Source organism: Planococcus sp. MSAK28401, from assembly GCF_018283455.1.
Classification (GTDB): Bacteria; Bacillota; Bacilli; order Bacillales_A; family Planococcaceae; genus Planococcus; species Planococcus alpniumensis.
The window spans coordinates 1,409,643-1,428,976 of sequence record NZ_JAAMTH010000001.1; the positions used below are offsets into that span (position 1 = coordinate 1,409,643).

Below are 19,334 nucleotides of genomic sequence, written 5' to 3' on the forward strand. Positions count from 1 at the left end.
TTTAATCGAAAAGGAGAAAGTCTATGAACTTACAGGAATTATTTCACATGCAGCGGGAACTCGACCGCTATATTCAATCCAACCGAAATGTCGAGGAATCGGTGTTCCGTAAGAAAGTGCTGGCCCTTCAAGTGGAATTATCGGAGCTTGCAAACGAAACGAGATGCTTCAAGTTCTGGAGCACGAAGGCACCATCAGATAAAAGTACCTTGCTCGAGGAGTATGTCGATTGCATTCATTTCATCCTATCGCTCGGCATTGAAAAGGGCTTTGATTCTCTAGAACAATGGCCAGCCCCGACGAGTGAACAAGACCTGACGGAACTGTTCCTCTCTGCGCATCAAGGTGTCGGCCGATTTGCAGAACAAGCAACGTTCGAAGAATACCTGAGTTTATGGCGGACATTCGGCGCATTGGCAGAAGCGCTTGGCTTCAGCTATGAGGAAGTGCTGACGGCATATGTGGAGAAGAATGAAACCAATTACAAGCGCCAGCAGCAAGGGTATTAAATGAATCTTTTGATAACGTAACCGCTTTCCTATATACTGAAAAAGCAATGACTATTTAGGAGGTCGAAATAATGTCGAAATTAGATGAAACGCAACAAATGTTGAAAGAGCTTACAGATGCTAATGGCATTCCCGGCAATGAACGCCAATCCCGCGAGGTTATGAAGAAATACATAGAGCCATTTGCCGACACGATCGAGACGGATAATCTTGGCAGCTTGATCGCCAAAAAAGAAGGGCTTGCAGACGGGCCGAAAATCATGGTTGCTGGACATTTGGATGAAGTCGGTTTTATGATTTCCCAAATCGACGACAAAGGATTCTTGAAATTCCAAACGGTCGGCGGCTGGTGGAACCAAGTCATGCTTGCTCAGCGTGTAACGATTACCACGCGCAGCGGAAAAGAAATCACAGGGGTTATCGGATCCAAACCGCCGCATATCCTGTCTCCGGAAGCACGCAAAAAACCGGTGGAAATCAAGGATATGTTCATCGACATCGGCGCATCTTCACGTGAAGAAGCGAAAGAGTGGGGCGTAACGCCAGGCGATATGGTCACTCCTTATTTCGAGTTCACGGTCATGAACAATGATAAACTATTGATGGCGAAAGCTTGGGACAACCGCATCGGCTGCGCAATTGCCATCGATGTCTTGAAAGGCTTGAAAGGCGTCGACCACCCGAACGTCGTTTACGGCGTCGGAACGGTCCAGGAAGAAGTTGGCTTGCGCGGCGCGAAAACGGCGACTTCATTCATCCAGCCGGACATCGGGTTTGCAGTGGATGTCGGCATCGCAGGAGACACGCCAGGCGTCACCTCAAAAGAATCCAATAGCAAGATGGGCGACGGCCCGCAAATCCTGTTGTTTGACGCTTCGATGGTGTCTCACCGCGGCTTGCGTGAGTTGGTTGTCGATACAGCGGAAGAATCAGGAATCCCGTTCCAGTTTGAAACGATTGCAGGCGGCGGAACAGATGCCGGCTCGATCCATTTGACGGCAAACGGCGTACCGGCCTTGTCGATCGGTGTAGCAACACGCTACATCCATTCACACGCAGGCATCTTGCACCGCGACGATTACGAAAATGCTGTAAAATTAATCATTGAAGTAATCAAGAAGCTCGACCGCGACACGGTAACAAAAATTACATTCGACTGAATAATGAAACCCCTCCAATTTTTGTGGAGGGGTTTTTATTGGTTAAAAGCCGAAGTGAAATTGGCAAAAAAGCGTTTATATTTCACAAATAAAATAAGCCGATTGGCAAACAACTAGAGAAATACCACAAATAAACCATAGGATTTTGCAAAGAACGTTAACCATCTCGCAAACAAAATGATCGGAAAAGTCCATAAGCGCCAATTTGTGGTGAAGGAGGCCTCGCGGAATGCTATACTTCAACTATCATATTAGGAGGTGTTCAATGGGCAAAAAAGAAATAGCATTATTGTCTGAAATAGAGTCACTGGAGAGGTTATTATATCGATTGCCTGACAATCATTCGCGCCGGGAATTTATTCAAGTTGAAATTTTCAAGGCAGCGGCCGGAAAAAGAGGCGAAGAGAGGCTGCACCGGAAACTGATTGAATTCGAGACAGAGGAACAGCACCGATTTTTGAAAAATGTATGTTTGTCAAGAGATCGGTGGAAAGTCCAAGTGGATGGATTGTTATTGACGGAGCGCGGGGCGATCGTCATCGAATCAAAAAATATTAGCGGCCAACTTTATTTTGATGATGACACCGGTGAGTTTTCAAGAACCAATATAGAAGGCGTAAAAACGATAATGGAGGACCCGACGATCCAGTTAAACAAGCATATTCGTTTCTTGAGGTTATTTTTCAAACAGCAGAATATCGATTTGCCCATTTCGGGGATTGTCGTATTTACATCTAAACATTGTGAATTTCTGGCTAAGCCAAAGCAACACCACGTCTGCAAAACATATCAATTGGTCGATTATTTATTCAACATCATTCAGGAATTCCCCCTAAAAAATACCCCTCACAATTTGTCGAAAATCCAGAAACTCCTCGAGCGATCTCGGGCCCCTTATGAGAGGAAACCGTTGTGTCATTTATATTCAATAAAAGAAACCGAACTGCTTATGGGCATCTTGTGTAAAAGTTGTAAAAGTCTTAACATGACGCGGAAACATAAGAAAGGATGGGTTTGTGCAGACTGCCGGGCGGTGGATCCGCTCGCTTTTCAACATACAATCCAGGAATATTTTTCGCTGATTAATACACATCTTAGCAATAGGCAGCTCCGGAAATTTTGCAAGCTGGAATCGCCTTATGTTACTTCCCGTCTGTTGGCGGCATATGAGTTAGAGTCTGCTGGCGCTTTGCGCAACCGGACATACTCCATAAAGAAAAAAGACTAGCTTTTCACGAAATGTGAAAAGCTTTTATGGGGTTATGCAAATAAATCGATGTATTCTACAAACAATAAATAGTATTCCGCAAATAACTCAACGAATTTCACTAATAAGCTAATGCATTCGACAAAGAATCCTCCATATTCCGCAAATATATCGAAACTCCCCAATTAAATAATTGCATCTACATTAGCTTTGCTTGATAAAATGTTAAGTTTAGTATACATTATGTTATATAAACCTAACATTTTTATAGAAAGGATGAAGCGGATGCTAAAAAACCGGGTGAAAGAGCTGCGGGCGCGATATGGCTTTACGCAAAGCGAGCTGGGCAAGCAAGTGGATGTGACGCGGCAGACCATTGCGTTTATCGAGAAAGGCGAATTTTCACCGTCAATTACATTGTCTTTGAAGCTCGCTAAGGTTTTGCAAGTGGAAGTAGGCGACTTATTTTGGTTGGAGGAGGAATAAAGATGAAACAAGATTTCCGCATGACATACCCGCTTTGGAATATGGCATTTATCTTGATACTGGCCGTGATGGCGGTCGGATTCACTTCAAGCTTCGTCAATGTCACCAAGACGGAGGCGAGCCTGAGCATCGAAGCGCAGGCATTGGAAGGGTTTTTGACCTTCGCTGCGCTGATTGCCTATTTGGTGTTGATCACCATCTATCTGTTTGCATTGCAATCCTATAACCGGAAAAATCCAGACAAGAAAATTTCTCCATTTTCAATGCGCCCTCCTGAATACATGGAACAAGACGAGGGCATGACGTTCATCACAAGAAAAGCTGTACAGAAAGTGTATACCTTCATTACCTGGACATTGCCGTTCTTCGCGTTGATTGTAATGCTTTTCCCGATTCCAAGACTCTTTATCGTCTGGGGAATTCTTGCGGTCGCATTTGGCCAGAACCTAATTTACTATATGGAGATGCGCAGGCATCTGAAGGAGGCGGCTGAATGATATATGAATACGCATTAATTTTCCTCGGGGCGGCGATTCCGTGGTTTGAAATCGCACTCGTCATCCCGCTTGGCATTGTCTGGGGCTTGTCGCCGGTATGGGTCATGATCACGGCCTTCGTCGGCAATATGCTGACGGTGATGCTGCTCATTATCGGCTTCGACAAATTCCGCATCTGGTACGACAAGCGCCAGCAAGCGAAAGGCAAGGAGCCGTCGAAGAAAAACGAACGCGCGGTGCGCATCTGGAATAAATACGGGCTGCCGGGGCTATCGCTTTTAGGGCCAATCCTGATCGGTACGCATATCGCGGCGTTCATTGGCATGACTTTGGGTGCGACGAAGCGCAATACGACCGTATGGATGATTATCAGCATCGGGATCTGGACGCTCGCGTTCGGGATTTTGACAGCACTTGGTTTTGATTTCTTTACTGCGTAAATCGGCCCTATGCTATACTGGAGCTATTCTGAAAAAAGTGGTGAACGTATTATGAAACGAATTGAATCATTGCAGAACTCACTCGTCAAACATTGGAAGAAACTGAGCACGACCCGTAAAGAGCGTGATAAATTCGGGGAATTTCTCATCGAAGGATTTCATTTGACGGAAGAGGCATTGAACAAGAAAGATGGCATCAAAGGCTTGATCGTCCGAGAAGGCACAGATATTCCGGATGCTTGGGACATTGAAGGACTGGAGCTTTATGTAGTGACGGCGCAGATCGCCAAGGAAATTGCGGAAACTGAGCATACGCAAGGGATATTCGCACATTGCACACAGTTGGAGTACGATGAATCTATTCAAGAGCAATGGCAGACCTTGCTCTTGATCGACGCCGTACAAGACCCTGGCAATGTCGGGACGATGATTCGCACCGCCGCAGCGGCCGGGATTGACGCTGTCGTTCTCGGCAAAGGTTCGGCGGATGCGTATAATCCGAAAACAGTCCGTTCGGCGCAAGGTGCGCATTTCCAAGTGCCGATCGTCAAAGGCGATTTATTCGACTGGGTTGAACGCTTAAAGAGCCGAGACATTCCGGTTTACGGAACGGCGCTTTACCAATCGGTGCCGATGTACGAAGCAGGGTCGAAAGAGCGGTTTGCGCTCATTGTCGGAAATGAAGGAAGCGGCGTCGAGCCCCAGCTTTTGGAGCAGACCGACCAGAATCTCATGGTGCCGCTTTACGGACCGGCAGAATCATTGAATGTAGCCGTAGCAACTGGAATTCTATTGTATAGCCTCGTTCCAAAAACTGGTGTTTGATTAACAGGCGAAAGTTCATTATAATAGAAGAGAAATAAACAAGCGTTGACCGGGAAAAGTACGTAGTCCCCTGCATCCAAGGAAGTCCGCCCTCGACTGAAAGCGCGGATATGCAGGAACTCCGGAAGTTCACCCCGCGAGCTGCCAGACGGGGACCGGCCGAGTGCCGTAAAGTCTGGCCGGTGATGAGCCGTTATTCAATTGAGTGATCGCCTACGCGCGATAACTAGGGTGGTACCGCGAATCAATGCCTCGTCCCTTTTTGGGGGCGGGGCTTTTTTATGTTCAAGGAGGAGAGAAAATGGAAGCAAGATTGCAGGAATTGAAAAATGAAGCATTGGAGAAAATCCAAGCGGCGCAAACGGTCAAGGAATTGACGGACGTGCGCGTAGCGTATTTAGGGAAAAAAGGGCCGATCACCGATGTCTTGAAAGGCATGGGTAAATTACCAGCGGAAGAGCGCCCGAAAATGGGCGCGCTCGCAAACGAAGTGCGTGCGGAAGTGACAGAGTCGCTCGAAGCGCGCATGGTCCTTTTGGAAGAGCAGGCGATCAACGAAAAGCTGCAAAGCGAAACGATCGATATCTCCTTGCCAGGGCGCCCTGCGAAGACAGGCAATCCCCATCCGTTGACGCGAGTTGTCGAGGAAATCGAAGACTTGTTCTTGTCGATGGGCTACGAGATCGCAGAAGGCCCGGAAGTCGAAAAAGATTATTATAATTTCGAAGCACTCAATTTGCCGAAAGGGCATCCAGCACGCGATATGCAGGATTCCTTCTATATAACAGAAGATATTTTACTGCGTACGCATACGTCACCGGTACAGGCGCGCACGATGGAAACAAAAGGCGGAGAGCCGATCAAGATCATTTGCCCGGGCAAAGTCTATCGACGCGACAATGACGATGCAACTCATTCGCATCAGTTCACGCAAATCGAAGGGCTCGTTGTTGGCGAGGATATCCGCATGAGCGATTTGAAAGGGACTTTGTCCGTCTTTGCCAAGAAGATGTTCGGCGAAGATCGCGAAATCCGCCTGCGTCCGAGCTTCTTCCCGTTCACGGAGCCTTCCGTTGAAATGGATATTTCCTGCTTTAAATGCGGCGGGGCTGGCTGCAATGTCTGCAAAAAGACCGGCTGGATCGAAATTCTGGGCGCTGGCATGGTGCATCCGAACGTTCTGGAAATGGCCGGCTATGATTCGAAGCGCCTCACAGGATTTGCATTCGGCATGGGGCCGGAGCGTATTGCGATGCTGAAATACGGCATCGAGGACATCCGCCATTTCTACACGAACGACGTGCGTTTCTTAACGCAATTTCAACGGACGGAACTTTAAGGAGGAACTTTCATGTTAGTATCGACAAAATGGTTGAAAGAATATATAAATACACAAGATTTGCCCCCAGCAGAACTCGGGGAAAAAATCACGCGCGCAGGAATCGAAGTTGACGCCGTAATCGACCGTTCGGAAGGACTGGCGAATTTGGTCGTCGGTTATGTAACGGATTGCGTGAAGCATCCGGAAGCCGATAAACTATCGATTTGCCAAGTAGATGTAGGTGGCGGGGAAATCGACCAGATCATTTGCGGCGCTCCGAATATCGCTAAAGGGCAGTCGGTTATCGTGGCGCGTCCGGGCGCGAAACTTCCAGGCGGCATGAAAATCAAAAAAGCGAAGCTGCGTGGAGAAATATCGAACGGCATGATCTGCTCGCTTCAGGAACTGGGCATTGAAACGAAACTTGTGCCAAAAAGCTATGCAGAAGGCATTTATGTCTTGCCTGAAAAAGCAGAGCCCGGCACAGATGTGTTGTCTTATCTGGACTTGGACGATACGGTCCTTGAACTTGGCCTCACGCCGAACCGTGCGGATGCGATGAGCATGCTCGGTGTCGCTTATGAAGTCGGCGCCATTTTGGGAGAAGAGGTTAGCTTGCCGGAAATCGAATATGCTGAAGCGGCAGACTCAGCGGAAAGCATGCTGTCGCTCGAAGTGGATGCACCAGAAGCGAACCCTCTTTATGTCGCGAAAGTCGTGCGCAACGTCAAAGTGAAGGAATCCCCGCTTTGGCTGCAACAGCGCTTGATGGCTGCCGGCGTGCGCCCGCATAATAATGTCGTAGACGTGACAAACTATATTTTGATGGAATACGGCCAGCCGCTTCATGCGTTTGACTATGATTCCCTTGGTTCTGGAAACATCACCGTTCGCCAGGCAAAAGAAGGCGAAAAAATCACAACCCTTGATGACACGGAACGCACCTTATCTGCGCATCAATTGGTCATCACCAACGGCACAGACCCTGTTGCACTTGCCGGTGTCATGGGTGGTGCAAATTCGGAAGTGAGCGACGAGACGACAACGGTCGTCATCGAGTCCGCTTATTTTGCTTCAGATTCGATTCGCCGTACGTCGAAAGAACATAACTTGAGAAGCGATGCAAGCTCACGCTATGAAAAAGGCGTCGACCCGAACCGCGTCATCCCGGCTGCGGAACGTGCTGCACAATTATTGGCTGAATTGGCGGAAGGCGAAGTACTTGCCGGATCGCTCATCTTCGACCAGCTCGATAAAAAAGAGCGCGTTGTCAAAGTTTCTCCGGACTTCATCAATAGCCGCCTTGGCATGAAGATCCGCCTGGAAGACATGCTCGATATCCTCAGCCGTTTGAAGTTCAATACGGAAGCGGCGAACAACCAATTGATCATTGAAGTGCCAACGCGCCGACAAGATATCCAGATTGAAGAGGATGTCGTGGAAGAAATCGCACGCCTTTACGGTTACGACGAGATTCCGGCAACGTTGCCACGTACCGATGCTACACCTGGCGGATTGAGCCCTTACCAGGCGAAACGCCGCATTTCACGCCATTTCCTTGAAGGGGCTGGGCTGCTTCAAGCTACAACCTATTCCTTGACCTCGGAAGCTGCTGCGACGCAATTTGCGCTGGAGCCGACGGAAACAACCCATCTGTTGATGCCGATGAGCGAAGAGCGCAGCATTTTGCGCCAAAGTTTATTGCCTCATTTGCTCGAATCGCTTTCGTACAATACGGCCCGCCGCACCGATTCGGCAGCTTTGTATGAAACGGGTTCGGTGTTCTTGAAAGGGCAGGATGAACTGCTCGATGAACAAGAACATTTGGCGATCGTCATGACGGGACTGTGGCTCGACCATAGCTGGCAGGGCGAAAAGAAAGCTGTCGACTTTTTCGTGGCAAAAGGCATCGTGGAAGGACTTGCTGAAAAGCTGGGCCTTGAATTGTCATTCGAACGCGGCGAAATGGACGGTTTGCATCCAGGCAGAACCGCATTCATCCTGCTCGATGGCAAGCGCATCGGTGTCATTGGCGCCTTGCACCCGTCCGAGCAGAAAAAACGCGATTTGAAAGAAACGATCGTGGTGGAATTGAACTTGGCGACGTTGCTGACGCGCGAAACGGAAGCGCTTATCTATACACAGGTATCCCGCTACCCGACGATTTCTCGCGACGTGGCGTTGGTCTTGTCGAATATCGTGGAAGCGCAGACGATTGAAGGAGTCATCCGTAAAGCGGGCGGCAAGCTTTTGAAAGATGTCCGCGTCTTCGACCTATACGAAGGCGACCGCATGGATGAAGGCAAGAAATCCTTGGCGTTCTCGCTAAGATATTTCGACCCAGAGAAAACACTGACCGATGAAGAAGTGAACGCAGCGCATGAGAAAATCATCAAAGCGCTCACGGAATCAGGAGCGGAACTCCGTTAAAACCAAAAAGCTGGGGCTGTCCCAAAAGGTCATGAAAAGTGACTTTTAGGGGCAGTCCATTTTCGTCTTCTAAAGAAAAGGCTGATGTCCATTTCGACGGACGCTTTCCGCGGGCACGGCCTTAGCCTCTTCCCTCGCTTCGCTCAGTCCAGGGTCTTCGGCTCGCGCTGTTCCCGCTGGAGTCGCCGTCTCCATTCCCATCAGCCGGTTTAAAAAGAAAAAAGGATACAAAAAAATCGTCCATTTCTGTAAAATGGGAGTTACCACACCACCATTAGAGAAAGGACGATTTTTATGTGCAATCCGAAGATTACTTCCTCAAATTATAACACTGAACAAGCCGCATTTCCACTCGCTCTGGGAGAAGGAACTGGCGTTCCGCTATCCAAAAAAGCGAGTCCTACGTTCATTCCCTATAACAACCAACAAGGCTTTGCCATCTTTGATATACAAGATCTTGTGCCAGCCAACCATGTCGCCCGGGTCATCGACGAAATGGTGGAATTGATTGATGATGAGCTGTTTTTCGCGCACTATAAAGGCGGCGGAAGAAGCTCTTTCCATCCAAAGATGATGACCAAAGTTATCCTTTACGCTTATTCGAAGAAAATCTATTCTTCTCGAGGTATTGAAGAAACACTTACTGAACACATTCCGTCCATGTGGCTCGCAGCTGGCCAACAACCAGATCACCGAACGATTAACCGGTTCCGTTCGGACCACTTAAAAGCGATGATGGACTCCCTTTTTGAACAGATGATTCACCAGCTGATCGAACAGAACTACATCACTATGGAGCATTATTTTTTGGATGGCACCAAAATTGAAGCTGATGCCAATAAGTATTCATTCGTCTGGAAAAAAGCGACACAGAATTTCGAAGGCAAGTTGAAGGTAAAGATTGCCGAAACGATTCAGCATATCCATGAACTGGCCGCAGCTGAAGCGATTCCACTCAACGAACAGGTAGAAGAAGCAACGCCTGAACAGCTGGAAGAAATGGCGGAAGCCATGGAAGAACAGATTGACGCATTCACGGAAGCCCTTGATCTGGAAGACGATACCGAAAAACGAAAGCAACTCCGGTCCAAGCGCAGTGAGTGGAAAAAGCCGGTCAAAGCGATTCGCGAAGATTTCCTTCCGCGTCTGGAGAAATATAGTCAGTACCACGAGATCTTCGGTGATCGAAACAGCTTTTCGAAAACAGACCCGGATGCGACCTTTATGCGAATGAAAGATGATCACATGAAAAATGGTCAATTGAAAGCAGCTTATAATGTACAAATGGCCACAGAAAATCAGTTCATTCTTTATTATTCGATACATCAGCGACCAACGGACACGCGCTGTTTTCTTCCGCATCTGGAGAAACTAGCGGCTTCCAGCCTGCCCATGCCGAAGACGGTCATTGCCGATGCAGGCTATGGCAGTGAAGAGAATTACCTGTATGCGTTGGGCGATGAAAAAGAGCCGCATTTCGACTTTCTCATTCCATATGGAATGTATCTGAAGGAAAAATCAGCGAGTTACAAGAAGAATATCAAACACGCGAAAAATTGGACATACCTAGAGGAGGAAGATTGTTTCATCTGTCCGAATGGTCGGCGTGTCGCATTTAAAAAATACCTGAATAAAAAGAATGCCTCCGGTTACGAACAAAACTTAAAAATCTATGAATGCGAAGACTGTTCGGATTGTCCGTTAAAAGCCCTCTGCACGAAAGCAAAAGGCAACCGACAAGTCCAATGGAATCCCATTTATGAAGAAATGAAAGCGAAGGCCAAAGCAGCTCTTGAAGATGAAACGAAGACACAAATCTACGCCCAACGCAAAATTGACGTAGAAAGTGTGTTCGGTCATATCAAGGGCAATCGGTCGTTCCGCCGATTTCTCCTCCGGGGCTTAGAGAAAGTGCATACAGAGTTCGGGATTGTGGCATTGGCCCACAACCTCCTGAAAGTAGCCGGCATGCGCCGGCTACTTTCAGTGACCTCACCAATAAATGAAAAACAGACGGAGAAAAAGAAATTCTTTTTCTCCGTCTGCTTTATTTTAGGGGCTTATGGGACAGCCCCAGCTTTTTTTAATTGCGTTTTTTCTTCGCTGCCAAAGCTTGCGCTTTTTTCGTGTTGGCAAAATGAGCTTTTGTGATACTTTTCAGGAAGGTTTCGCCGCGCGACAACAGGATCTTCGCTGCTGCTTCGTCAACAATCGCGCCGGCGCCTTTTGGCAAAGAGACGCCTGCAACTGTGCTGAGACGGTCCATTTCCTCTAAGAAAGCGACACGGGCAATGATCGATGCACAGGCGACCGAAACATGAAGATTTTCCGCTTTCGTGGAAAACAGCACATTCTCGCGGATGATGTCTGTTTCTTTGGCGATATGCCGATAGTAGATGCCACGCTCTGCGAATTGGTCGATCAGGATCGCTTCGGGTTTTTCCGGCGCTATCTTTCGCAAGACATGTTTCAGTGCCTGATTGTGGAGCAATGCTTTGATCTTGCCTTGCGACCAGCCTTGCGCCTGCACTTGATTGTATTTCTCATTGTCCAAGGTTAGGACGCTATAGGTGAACGCCGCTTTCAAATCTGGCGCGATTTTCCGCATATAATCATCCGTCAATTGCTTGGAATCCTTGACGCCGAGTTCTTTTGCAAGTTCAACTTGCTGTGCGGGCACATAGCAGGCGGCGACGGTGATCGGGCCGAAAAAATCGCCTGTGCCGGTTTCATCTGAGCCGAGCACAGAGCGGTTGGCAAAATCGGGCGGCAATTGATCGCCTTTCGCTGTTGCGGTTTTCTCTTTGATCTTGTCAGCAGCGCCCCATTTTGCTGTTTCGCGTTCAGCGCCAGCGCCTTGGAACATGACTTTGCCGGATGTGTAAACGGTAATCATCGCATCGGGCAATTTAGCGGCAAAGCGGGCATGGGGATTCTTGGTGTTTATTTCCTTATTCTGGTAGTGTGAAATTAGCCGTTTCAAGGCTTCTTCTGGCAGTTTCAGGACGCTATTGGTCATTGGGAGTCCCCTTTCTTATGATTCACAATCCGCTCGTGTTCGTGTTATGATGGTCTATAGAATTCCAAAGGGGGAACGCGCATTGCAAGAGCAGCATAAAATTCGCACTGTCGTTGATATATATGGCCATACATACAAGATGCTCGGTACTGAGACATCCGGCCATATGAGGCTTGTCGCTTCCATGGTCGACAGCAAGATGCGGGAGATCAACGCCGCCAATCCATCGCTTGACCAAGCGAAACTAGCCGTATTGACCGCGGTAAATGCGACACATGAATATCTTAAACTGAAAGAGCAGCTAGAACAAATGGAAATTGAATTGAATAACTTGAAGGGCTGACGGATATGCTTGATTTAATCTTATTGGTATTGCTTCTGGCGGGAATTTTGGTCGGCTTTAAGCGAGGGCTAGTGCTGCAGTTTCTGCACATGGTCGGCTTTGTTGTCGCGCTCATTGTCGCCTATACGTATTATAAACCGCTATCGGAAAACTTTGTGTTATGGGTTCCATACCCAACAGTCGACGAAACCTCGCGCTTTGCGATGGCTTTCGAACAATTGAATCTGGACCAAACTTTTTATCAGCTATTGGCATTTGCACTTATTTTCTTCGTTGTGAAATTTTTGCTGACGCTGATTGCATCGATGTTCGATTTCATCAAATACATACCGGTGCTCGGCTTCCTAAGCCGGATTTTCGGTGCTGTCCTTGGGCTCATCGAAGCACACATCCTGTTGTTCATCGGCTTGTATGTATTTGCGCTATTGCCAGTCGATGTCATTCAAAACCAAATCGACAACTCCGGAATTGCACGCGCGATCCTGGAGCATACGCCTTATTTCTCTGAGAAAGTGAAGGAATGGTGGTATATTTATATGTAGTAGGAACTTCTCTCTTACGAGGGAAGTTTTTTTATGAACCGATATTAGGGAGGTTTGTTTCGCATGAATAAAAAAATCATTATCCGCACATTGGAAAATATTGCGTTATACATGGAATTAAAAGGGGACAATCCGTTTAAAGTATCGGCTTTCCGCAAAGCCGCCCAAGCACTTGAACTCGACCAGCGCAGCCTGGATGAGATTGAAGATGTCACGAAGCTGAAAGGCATTGGAAAAGGAACGGGCGATGTCATCACGGAATTGCTTACCGACGGCAAATCTTCTGTTCTCGAAGAACTCCAGGAAGAAGTGCCAAAAGGGCTTGTGCCAATGCTGAAACTGCAAGGGCTCGGCGGCAAAAAAATTGCCAAGCTCTACAAAGAACTCGGCGTGGATTCAATGGAATCTTTGAAGCAGGCGTGCATTGACGGGCGCGTACAGGCGCTTCCGGGATTCGGCGCAAAATCCGAAGAGAAAATCCTGCTTGAGCTGGAAAACTTCGAAACTGACCCGGGACGCCATCCGATCTGGAAAACGGAAGAAACTGTGGCATTCATCGAAAACTTGCTGACGACGATTTCCGATGTTACTGAGTTTTCAGTTGCCGGAAGCTTCCGCCGGACGAAAGAAACGAGCAAAGATCTCGACTTTATCGTAGCGACCGATGAACCGGCAAAAGTGAAAGAACAGCTGCTCGCCGGCTTGCCAGTAAAAGAAACCATCGCATCAGGGGACACGAAAGTCTCTGTTGCGGTAGAAGTGGTTGAGCCGATCGATGTCGATTTCCGCCTCGTTGCACCGGATGAATTTGCGACAGCGCTGCATCATTTTACCGGGTCCAAAGATCATAATGTCCGCATGCGCCAATTGGCCAAAGCGAAAAAAGAGAAAATCAGCGAATACGGCGTGGAACAGGAAGACGGTTCCGTGTTGACATTCGAAACAGAAGAGGCATTTTTCGCCCATTTCGATTTGCCTTTCATCCCGCCGACCGTGCGCGAAGATGGCCGTGAAATCGACCGCATTGGTGAATTGCCGTCGCTCGTCTCACTCGACGATATCCGCGGCGATTTGCATATGCACACAACCTGGTCGGACGGTGCGCATTCCATCGACGAAATGATCAATGCTTGTCAAGACCGCGGTTACGAATACATGGTCATCACCGATCATTCACAATACCTGAAAGTCGCGAACGGATTAACGCTTGAGCGCTTGATTGAACAAAACGGGAAATTGCGTGAGGCCAATAAACGCCATGATGGCATCGAAGTGATGTCCGGAACGGAAATGGACATCTTGCCGGATGGCAGTTTGGATTTTGACGACGAAGTGCTCGCGCAATTGGATTTTGTCATCGCGAGCATCCATTCCAGTTTCCAACAGCCGCAAGAACAGATCATGGCGCGCATTTTGACTGCGATGAAAAACCCATATGTGCATATGATCGCGCATCCGACCGGCCGCATCGTCGGAAAACGCGACGGCTATAATCCGGATGTTGAACAGATTTTGGATTGGGCGAAAGAATACGGCAAAATCGTTGAGTTAAACGCGAGCCCGTATCGCCTCGACCTCGCCGTCGAATGGCTGGTCATGGCACAGGAAAAAGGCGTGCCGGTCGCCATCAATACCGATGCCCATGCAATCGAAGGGCTGGAGGTCATGGCAACTGGCGTACGCCACGCGCAGAAAGCATGGCTCAAAAAAGACAACGTGGTCAATACCTGGCCGCTTGAGAAGTTACGAGATTTCTTGAAACGATAAAGGAGGAGTTTATATGATCGCAGAGCGCGCATTACGAACTCTCGAATTTTATAAAATCCGTGAAGAAGTGGCTGCATTTTGCACTTCATCACTTGGAAAAGATTTAGTGAAAGGGCTTTTGCCGTCGACAGAGATCGCGGAAGTGAACCGTTTGCTGGAAGAAATGGACGAAGCGGCGCAATTATTGCGCATCAAGAACAATGTGCCAATGGGCGGGATCTCCGATATCCGCCCCCACGCCAAACGCGCACAAATCGGCGGCAGTTTGAGCCCGGTGGAATTGATGGAAGTTTCCTCGACGATCCGCGCAAGCCGCATTTTACGCCATTTCCTTGAAGCCATCGATGCGGAAGAAGATATCGACATTCCCCATTTCATGGAGAAAAAAGAAAGCATGCCGATTTTGACGCAGCTCGAGCACGATATCAATGCCTGCATCGACGATAACGGGACAGTGGTCGACAGCGCCAGCTCGGAATTGCGCAGCATTCGCCAATCACTGCGCGCGCAGGAAAGCCGCGTGCGCGAAAAACTGGAGAGTTTGATCCGCGGCCGCAATGCATCGAAAATGCTGTCGGATTCGATTGTCACCATCCGCAACGACCGTTTCGTCATCCCTGTCAAACAGGAATACAGAAGCCATTACGGCGGCATCGTCCACGATCAATCATCTTCAGGCCAGACGCTTTTCGTCGAGCCGGATGCCGTCGTGCAGGCGAACAATGAAGTGCGCCGCCTCAAACTGAAAGAAAAAGAAGAAATCGATCGCATCCTTCAAATGCTGTCCGCTAAAGTACAGGAAGTCGCACATGAATTGTTTACGTTGGTCGGCGTGTTGGCGGAAGTCGATTTAATCCTGGCCAAAGCGAAGTATGGCCAAGCGCATAAATGTTCGAAACCTGAAATGAACACGGAAGGCTATATCAATTTAAGAAAAGCGCGCCATCCGCTTATTCCACAAGATGAAGTGGTGCCGAACGATATCGAGTTCGGCCGGGACATTACGGCGATTGTCATCACCGGACCGAATACAGGCGGAAAGACCGTTACTTTGAAAACGGTCGGCTTGTCGACTTTGATGGCGCAGGCAGGGCTTCCTGTCCCGGCGCTCGAAGGTTCGGAACTGGCTGTATTCGACCAGATCTTTGCCGATATCGGCGATGAGCAATCGATCGAGCAAAGCTTGAGTACGTTCTCCTCTCATATGGTCAATATCGTCGACATTCTCGAGAAATTCGATGAGAACTCACTCGTCATTTTCGATGAGCTCGGTGCCGGTACTGACCCGCAAGAAGGCGCAGCGCTTGCCATTTCTTTATTGGACGAAGTACATGGCAGAGGTGCACGCGTCATCGCGACGACCCATTATCCGGAACTGAAAGCTTACGGCTACAACCGGGAAGGGGTCGCCAATGCCAGCGTCGAATTCGATGTGGAAACTTTGAGCCCGACTTATCGCCTGTTGATCGGGGTGCCGGGACGCAGCAACGCGTTCGAAATCTCCAAGCGGCTCGGGTTGCCGGAGCATATCATTTCCCATGCGAAAAGCTTCACCGGAACCGACCGCAAAGAAGTCGACTCGATGATCGCTTCGCTTGAGCAGAGCCGTCGCGAGGCAGAACGGGATGCAGAAGAAACCCGTTCTGTGCTCGAAGAATCTGAGACCTTAAAAGAAGACTTGGCGAAACGCCTTGCGGACTATGACAGCCGCAAAGAGCTGCTTGAAGACAAAGCAAAAGAAAAAGCGCGCAAAATCGTCGATCAGGCGCGCGCCGAAGCGGAAGCAGTTATCAAGGAACTGCGCCAAATGCAGCTCACCCAGCAGACAGGCGTCAAAGAACATCAGCTGATCGATGCGAAAAAACGGCTGGAAAATGCGATGCCGGAAAACCGCGTCTTGAAAAAAGCGAAAAAGCAAAACGAGCCGGTTGCTTTGAAACCGAACGACGAAGTGAAAGTGCTGTCTTACGGGCAAAAAGGCAGCCTGGTCGAAAAAGTTTCCGACACTGAATGGATTGTCCAGGTCGGCATTTTGAAAATGAAGTTGCCTGAATCCGACCTCAGCTATACAAAACCTGAAAAGCAAAAAGAAACCCGCACGATGACCAGCTTGAAAGGCCGTGAAGGTTATACGAAAATGGAATTAGACCTTCGCGGAGAGCGCTACGAGGATGCCCTTTCACGCGTGGAGAAATATTTGGACGATGCCTTATTGGCGAATTACCACCAAGTCTCTATCATCCACGGTAAAGGAACCGGTGCACTTCGCCAAGGGGTGCAGCAATATTTGAAAAAACATCCACGCGTCAAAAGCTATCGCTTTGGCGAACCGGGTGAAGGCGGCTCGGGTGTAACAGTCGCTGAATTGAAGTAAGGGCGGAAGGGGAGCTTGGAGATGTTCGAGGAAGGATTTTGGACCCATCCGCTCGTTGAGACAGCTGGCTATTTCAGTGTAGTGGTCTTATGCTTGATCGTAGCGATGGTCATTTTTGAAATCGTAACAAAATATAAGAACTGGGAAGAAATCAAAAGCGGCAATTTGGCCGTGGCGATGGCGACTGGCGGAAAGATTTTCGGCGTCACGAATATTTTTCGCTTTTCGATTGAACAGCACACGACGCTGTTTGAAATGATTGGCTGGGGATTGTTCGGATTCGTGCTGTTGATTTTTGCATACATTCTCTTTGAATTTCTGACACCAAAGTTCAAAGTGGATGAAGAAATCGCCCGGGACAACCGTTCGGTCGGCTTGATTTCGATGACCATCTCGGTCGGGCTATCATATGTCATTGGAGCGAGTATTTCATAGGAGTTGGAACGAATGGAAAACCTGATCAAAATCTTAATCGTTTTTTGCATCTTGTTTGTACTTGTAGGAATCGTCTTCCTATTCGTGTTTTAAAAACGGCCATTGAGCCGTTTTTTTTTATGGATTAAAACTCCTTAGAAAATAATGTTTGAAAGCGTTATCATAATTCTTTATACTTAAAGTAGGAATATTCTCACGATTCAGATAAAAGAGGGGGAGGTAGAAAGTATGTCCGAAAAACCGTGGTTAGCTCATTATCCGGCGGAAGTACCGCACACGCTAACGTATCCGAGCATGCCAGTCCAGGAATATTTGACGAAAGCCTATGAAGACTTTCCGCAAAAGACTGCAATTCATTTCCTGGGCAAGGATCTTAGCTACGAAGAATTGTACCAATCTGCCATGAAGATGGCCAATTACCTTCAAAAGCTAGGTATCCAAAAAGGCGACCGGGTATCCATCATGCTGCCGAACTGTCCACAGGCGGTCATCAGTTTTTATGGGATTCTTTACGCTGGGGGCGTCGTCGTCATGACAAATCCGCTTTATACGGAGCGGGAAATTTCCTACCAGATGAAGGATTCCGGTGCCAAGGCGATCATTGCACTTGATATTTTATTCCCGCGGATCAATAAAGTGATCAAAGAAACGGATCTTGAGAACGTTATCGTCACGGGCATCAAAGATTATCTGACATTCCCAAAAAACCTGGTGTACCCGTTCATCCAGAAAAAGCAATACGGCATGACGGTGAAAGTTGAGCACCGGGGGATCAATCACCTCTTTACGGAAATCATGAAAACAGCTTCGCCGCAAATTACTAAGCCGCCATTTGATTTTGAGGAAGACTTGGCGCTGCTGCAGTATACTGGCGGAACGACCGGATCGCCAAAAGGTGTCATGCTGACGCACCGCAATTTAATCTCCAATGCGACGATGTGCGACGCTTGGCTTTATAAATCGACGCGTGGGGAAGAAACGATCATGGGCATCATTCCCTTATTCCATGTGTACGGATTGACGACTGTCTTGATTTTGTCCGTCATGCAGGGCAATAAAATGGTGCTATTGCCGAAATTCGACCCAGAGCAGGCGCTCAAAACCATCAACAAACAAAAACCGACCTTGTTCCCTGGCGCACCGACGCTGTACATTGGCCTACTGAACCATCCGGACATCCAGAAATACGATTTGTCTTCCATTGAAGCATGCTTGAGTGGATCGGCACCATTGCCGACGGAAGTACAGGAGAAATTCGAACGCATTACGGGTGGCAAGCTCGTCGAAGGCTATGGCCTGACTGAAACATCACCCGTTACCCACTCGAATCTCGTATGGGGCGAACGGACAAAAGGCTCGATCGGCATGCCGTATCCAGACACGGATTGCGAAATCTTCCTTCCGGGAACGACTGATCCTGTACCAAACGGGCAGATCGGGGAAATCGCCATTAAAGGGCCGCAGGTGATGAAAGGCTATTGGAACCGTCCGGACGCTACGGCGGCTACGATTGTCGACGGCTGGCTATTGACTGGGGATCTTGGCTATATGGACGACGAAGGGCAATTCTTTATCGTCGACCGCAAAAAAGACATGATCATCGCAGGAGGCTTCAATATCTATCCAAGGGAAATCGAAGAAGTGCTGTATGAACACGAAGCAATCCAGGAATGCGTCGTCGCAGGAATCCCGGACCCGTACCGAGGCGAAACAGTAAAGGCATACATCGTATTGAAAGAAGGGTATACTGTAACAGAAGAACAATTGGATAAACATTGCCGCGAACATCTTGCTGCATTTAAAGTCCCGCGTATTTATGAGTTCCGCAAAGAACTTCCGAAAACGGCGGTCGGTAAAATATTGCGCAGATCGCTGGTGGATGAAGAGATCGCCAAACGCGACGAAGCAGTTCCTTCTTAACTAAGGCAAAAGCTTGACACAATTTAAACAAAACGATAATATGAAAATATGAATGAATC

17 protein-coding genes and 1 other annotated feature are annotated in these 19,334 nt (G+C 48.3%); of the genes, 16 read left to right on the forward strand and 1 reads right to left on the reverse strand.

Annotation, left to right across the window (positions count from 1 at the left end; translation table 11 throughout):
* Window positions 1–23: 23 nt before the first annotated feature.
* The 10 genes from G3255_RS07190 (at window position 24) to G3255_RS07235 (ending at window position 11,026) form a co-directional block, all read left to right on the forward strand.
* Entirely contained in the window at window positions 24–509 is a 486-nt protein-coding gene (locus G3255_RS07190; RefSeq protein ID WP_211653875.1) for a dUTP diphosphatase, read from the forward strand.
* Window positions 510–580: 71 nt separating this feature from the next.
* Complete coding sequence (locus G3255_RS07195; protein WP_211653876.1) at window positions 581–1,669, forward strand: M42 family metallopeptidase; 1,089 nt, start codon at window positions 581–583, stop codon at window positions 1,667–1,669.
* A 265-nt stretch (window positions 1,670–1,934) separates the two neighbouring features.
* Window positions 1,935–2,897, forward strand: a complete 963-nt coding sequence (locus G3255_RS07200; protein WP_211653877.1) for a nuclease-related domain-containing protein — start codon at window positions 1,935–1,937, stop codon at window positions 2,895–2,897.
* A gap of 264 nt (window positions 2,898–3,161) precedes the next feature.
* Complete coding sequence (locus G3255_RS07205; RefSeq protein WP_058383657.1) at window positions 3,162–3,362, forward strand: helix-turn-helix transcriptional regulator; 201 nt, start codon at window positions 3,162–3,164, stop codon at window positions 3,360–3,362.
* Between the two features lie 2 nt (window positions 3,363–3,364).
* Window positions 3,365–3,859, forward strand: a complete 495-nt coding sequence (locus G3255_RS07210) for a hypothetical protein (RefSeq protein WP_211653878.1) — start codon at window positions 3,365–3,367, stop codon at window positions 3,857–3,859.
* The gene (locus G3255_RS07215) at window positions 3,856–4,299 is read left to right on the forward strand and encodes a small multi-drug export protein (protein ID WP_211653879.1); all 444 of its coding nucleotides are present in this window, start codon (window positions 3,856–3,858) and stop codon (window positions 4,297–4,299) included. The genes G3255_RS07210 and G3255_RS07215 overlap by 4 nt, the downstream gene beginning before the upstream one ends.
* Before the next feature lie 51 nt (window positions 4,300–4,350).
* Window positions 4,351–5,124, forward strand: a complete 774-nt coding sequence (locus tag G3255_RS07220) for a TrmH family RNA methyltransferase (RefSeq protein ID WP_211653880.1) — start codon at window positions 4,351–4,353, stop codon at window positions 5,122–5,124.
* A gap of 36 nt (window positions 5,125–5,160) precedes the next feature.
* Window positions 5,161–5,387 (forward strand) — a binding site (T-box leader).
* A 38-nt stretch (window positions 5,388–5,425) separates the two neighbouring features.
* Window positions 5,426–6,463, forward strand: coding sequence for a phenylalanine--tRNA ligase subunit alpha (gene pheS, locus G3255_RS07225; protein ID WP_211653881.1), 1,038 nt, complete (start codon window positions 5,426–5,428; stop codon window positions 6,461–6,463).
* A gap of 12 nt (window positions 6,464–6,475) precedes the next feature.
* Entirely contained in the window at window positions 6,476–8,875 is a 2,400-nt protein-coding gene (pheT, locus tag G3255_RS07230; RefSeq protein WP_211653882.1) for a phenylalanine--tRNA ligase subunit beta, read from the forward strand.
* Between the two features lie 294 nt (window positions 8,876–9,169).
* Window positions 9,170–11,026 carry an IS1182 family transposase gene (locus G3255_RS07235; RefSeq protein WP_249222080.1) on the forward strand — a complete coding sequence of 619 codons (1,857 nt, stop codon included), beginning with the start codon at window positions 9,170–9,172 and terminating at the stop codon, window positions 11,024–11,026.
* On the opposite strand, the gene rnhC is transcribed toward G3255_RS07235, so the two are convergent.
* Entirely contained in the window at window positions 10,959–11,894 is a 936-nt protein-coding gene (gene rnhC / locus G3255_RS07240) for a ribonuclease HIII (protein ID WP_211653883.1), read from the reverse strand. The two genes, G3255_RS07235 and rnhC, sit on opposite strands and share 68 nt — an antisense overlap.
* A gap of 82 nt (window positions 11,895–11,976) precedes the next feature.
* Between rnhC and zapA the strand changes: the two genes are divergently transcribed.
* The 6 genes from zapA (at window position 11,977) to G3255_RS07270 (ending at window position 19,275) form a co-directional block, all read left to right on the forward strand.
* The gene (zapA, locus tag G3255_RS07245) at window positions 11,977–12,237 is read left to right on the forward strand and encodes a cell division protein ZapA (protein ID WP_058381052.1); all 261 of its coding nucleotides are present in this window, start codon (window positions 11,977–11,979) and stop codon (window positions 12,235–12,237) included.
* A gap of 5 nt (window positions 12,238–12,242) precedes the next feature.
* Window positions 12,243–12,779 (forward strand): CvpA family protein, encoded by a 537-nt coding sequence (locus G3255_RS07250; RefSeq protein WP_058381051.1) that lies wholly within the window; start codon window positions 12,243–12,245, stop codon window positions 12,777–12,779.
* Between the two features lie 63 nt (window positions 12,780–12,842).
* On the forward strand, window positions 12,843–14,546 hold the full coding sequence (gene polX, locus G3255_RS07255) for a DNA polymerase/3'-5' exonuclease PolX (protein ID WP_211653884.1): 1,704 nt from the start codon (window positions 12,843–12,845) through the stop codon (window positions 14,544–14,546).
* Between the two features lie 13 nt (window positions 14,547–14,559).
* Window positions 14,560–16,920, forward strand: coding sequence for an endonuclease MutS2 (locus G3255_RS07260; RefSeq protein WP_211653885.1), 2,361 nt, complete (start codon window positions 14,560–14,562; stop codon window positions 16,918–16,920).
* 21 nt (window positions 16,921–16,941) lie between these two features.
* The gene (locus G3255_RS07265; protein WP_211653886.1) at window positions 16,942–17,355 is read left to right on the forward strand and encodes a DUF350 domain-containing protein; all 414 of its coding nucleotides are present in this window, start codon (window positions 16,942–16,944) and stop codon (window positions 17,353–17,355) included.
* Window positions 17,356–17,583: 228 nt separating this feature from the next.
* A complete protein-coding gene (locus G3255_RS07270) occupies window positions 17,584–19,275 on the forward strand; it encodes an AMP-binding protein (protein ID WP_211653887.1) in 1,692 nt (563 codons plus the stop codon).
* The last annotated feature ends 59 nt before the right edge of the window (window positions 19,276–19,334 follow it).

Bases quoted from the DNA above. Each gene is read 5' to 3' on its own strand.
- G3255_RS07190 (WP_211653875.1), top strand. From the start codon at position 24: ATGAACTTACAGGAATTATTTCACATGCAGCGGGAACTCGACCGCTAT.
- G3255_RS07195 (WP_211653876.1), top strand. From the start codon at position 581: ATGTCGAAATTAGATGAAACGCAACAAATGTTGAAAGAGCTTACAGAT.
- G3255_RS07200 (WP_211653877.1), top strand. From the start codon at position 1,935: ATGGGCAAAAAAGAAATAGCATTATTGTCTGAAATAGAGTCACTGGAG.
- G3255_RS07205 (WP_058383657.1), top strand. From the start codon at position 3,162: ATGCTAAAAAACCGGGTGAAAGAGCTGCGGGCGCGATATGGCTTTACG.
- G3255_RS07210 (WP_211653878.1), top strand. From the start codon at position 3,365: ATGAAACAAGATTTCCGCATGACATACCCGCTTTGGAATATGGCATTT.
- G3255_RS07215 (WP_211653879.1), top strand. From the start codon at position 3,856: ATGATATATGAATACGCATTAATTTTCCTCGGGGCGGCGATTCCGTGG.
- G3255_RS07220 (WP_211653880.1), top strand. From the start codon at position 4,351: ATGAAACGAATTGAATCATTGCAGAACTCACTCGTCAAACATTGGAAG.
- pheS (WP_211653881.1), top strand. From the start codon at position 5,426: ATGGAAGCAAGATTGCAGGAATTGAAAAATGAAGCATTGGAGAAAATC.
- pheT (WP_211653882.1), top strand. From the start codon at position 6,476: ATGTTAGTATCGACAAAATGGTTGAAAGAATATATAAATACACAAGAT.
- G3255_RS07235 (WP_249222080.1), top strand. From the start codon at position 9,170: ATGTGCAATCCGAAGATTACTTCCTCAAATTATAACACTGAACAAGCC.
- rnhC (WP_211653883.1), bottom strand. From the start codon at position 11,894: ATGACCAATAGCGTCCTGAAACTGCCAGAAGAAGCCTTGAAACGGCTA.
- G3255_RS07250 (WP_058381051.1), top strand. From the start codon at position 12,243: ATGCTTGATTTAATCTTATTGGTATTGCTTCTGGCGGGAATTTTGGTC.
- polX (WP_211653884.1), top strand. From the start codon at position 12,843: ATGAATAAAAAAATCATTATCCGCACATTGGAAAATATTGCGTTATAC.
- G3255_RS07260 (WP_211653885.1), top strand. From the start codon at position 14,560: ATGATCGCAGAGCGCGCATTACGAACTCTCGAATTTTATAAAATCCGT.
- G3255_RS07265 (WP_211653886.1), top strand. From the start codon at position 16,942: ATGTTCGAGGAAGGATTTTGGACCCATCCGCTCGTTGAGACAGCTGGC.
- G3255_RS07270 (WP_211653887.1), top strand. From the start codon at position 17,584: ATGTCCGAAAAACCGTGGTTAGCTCATTATCCGGCGGAAGTACCGCAC.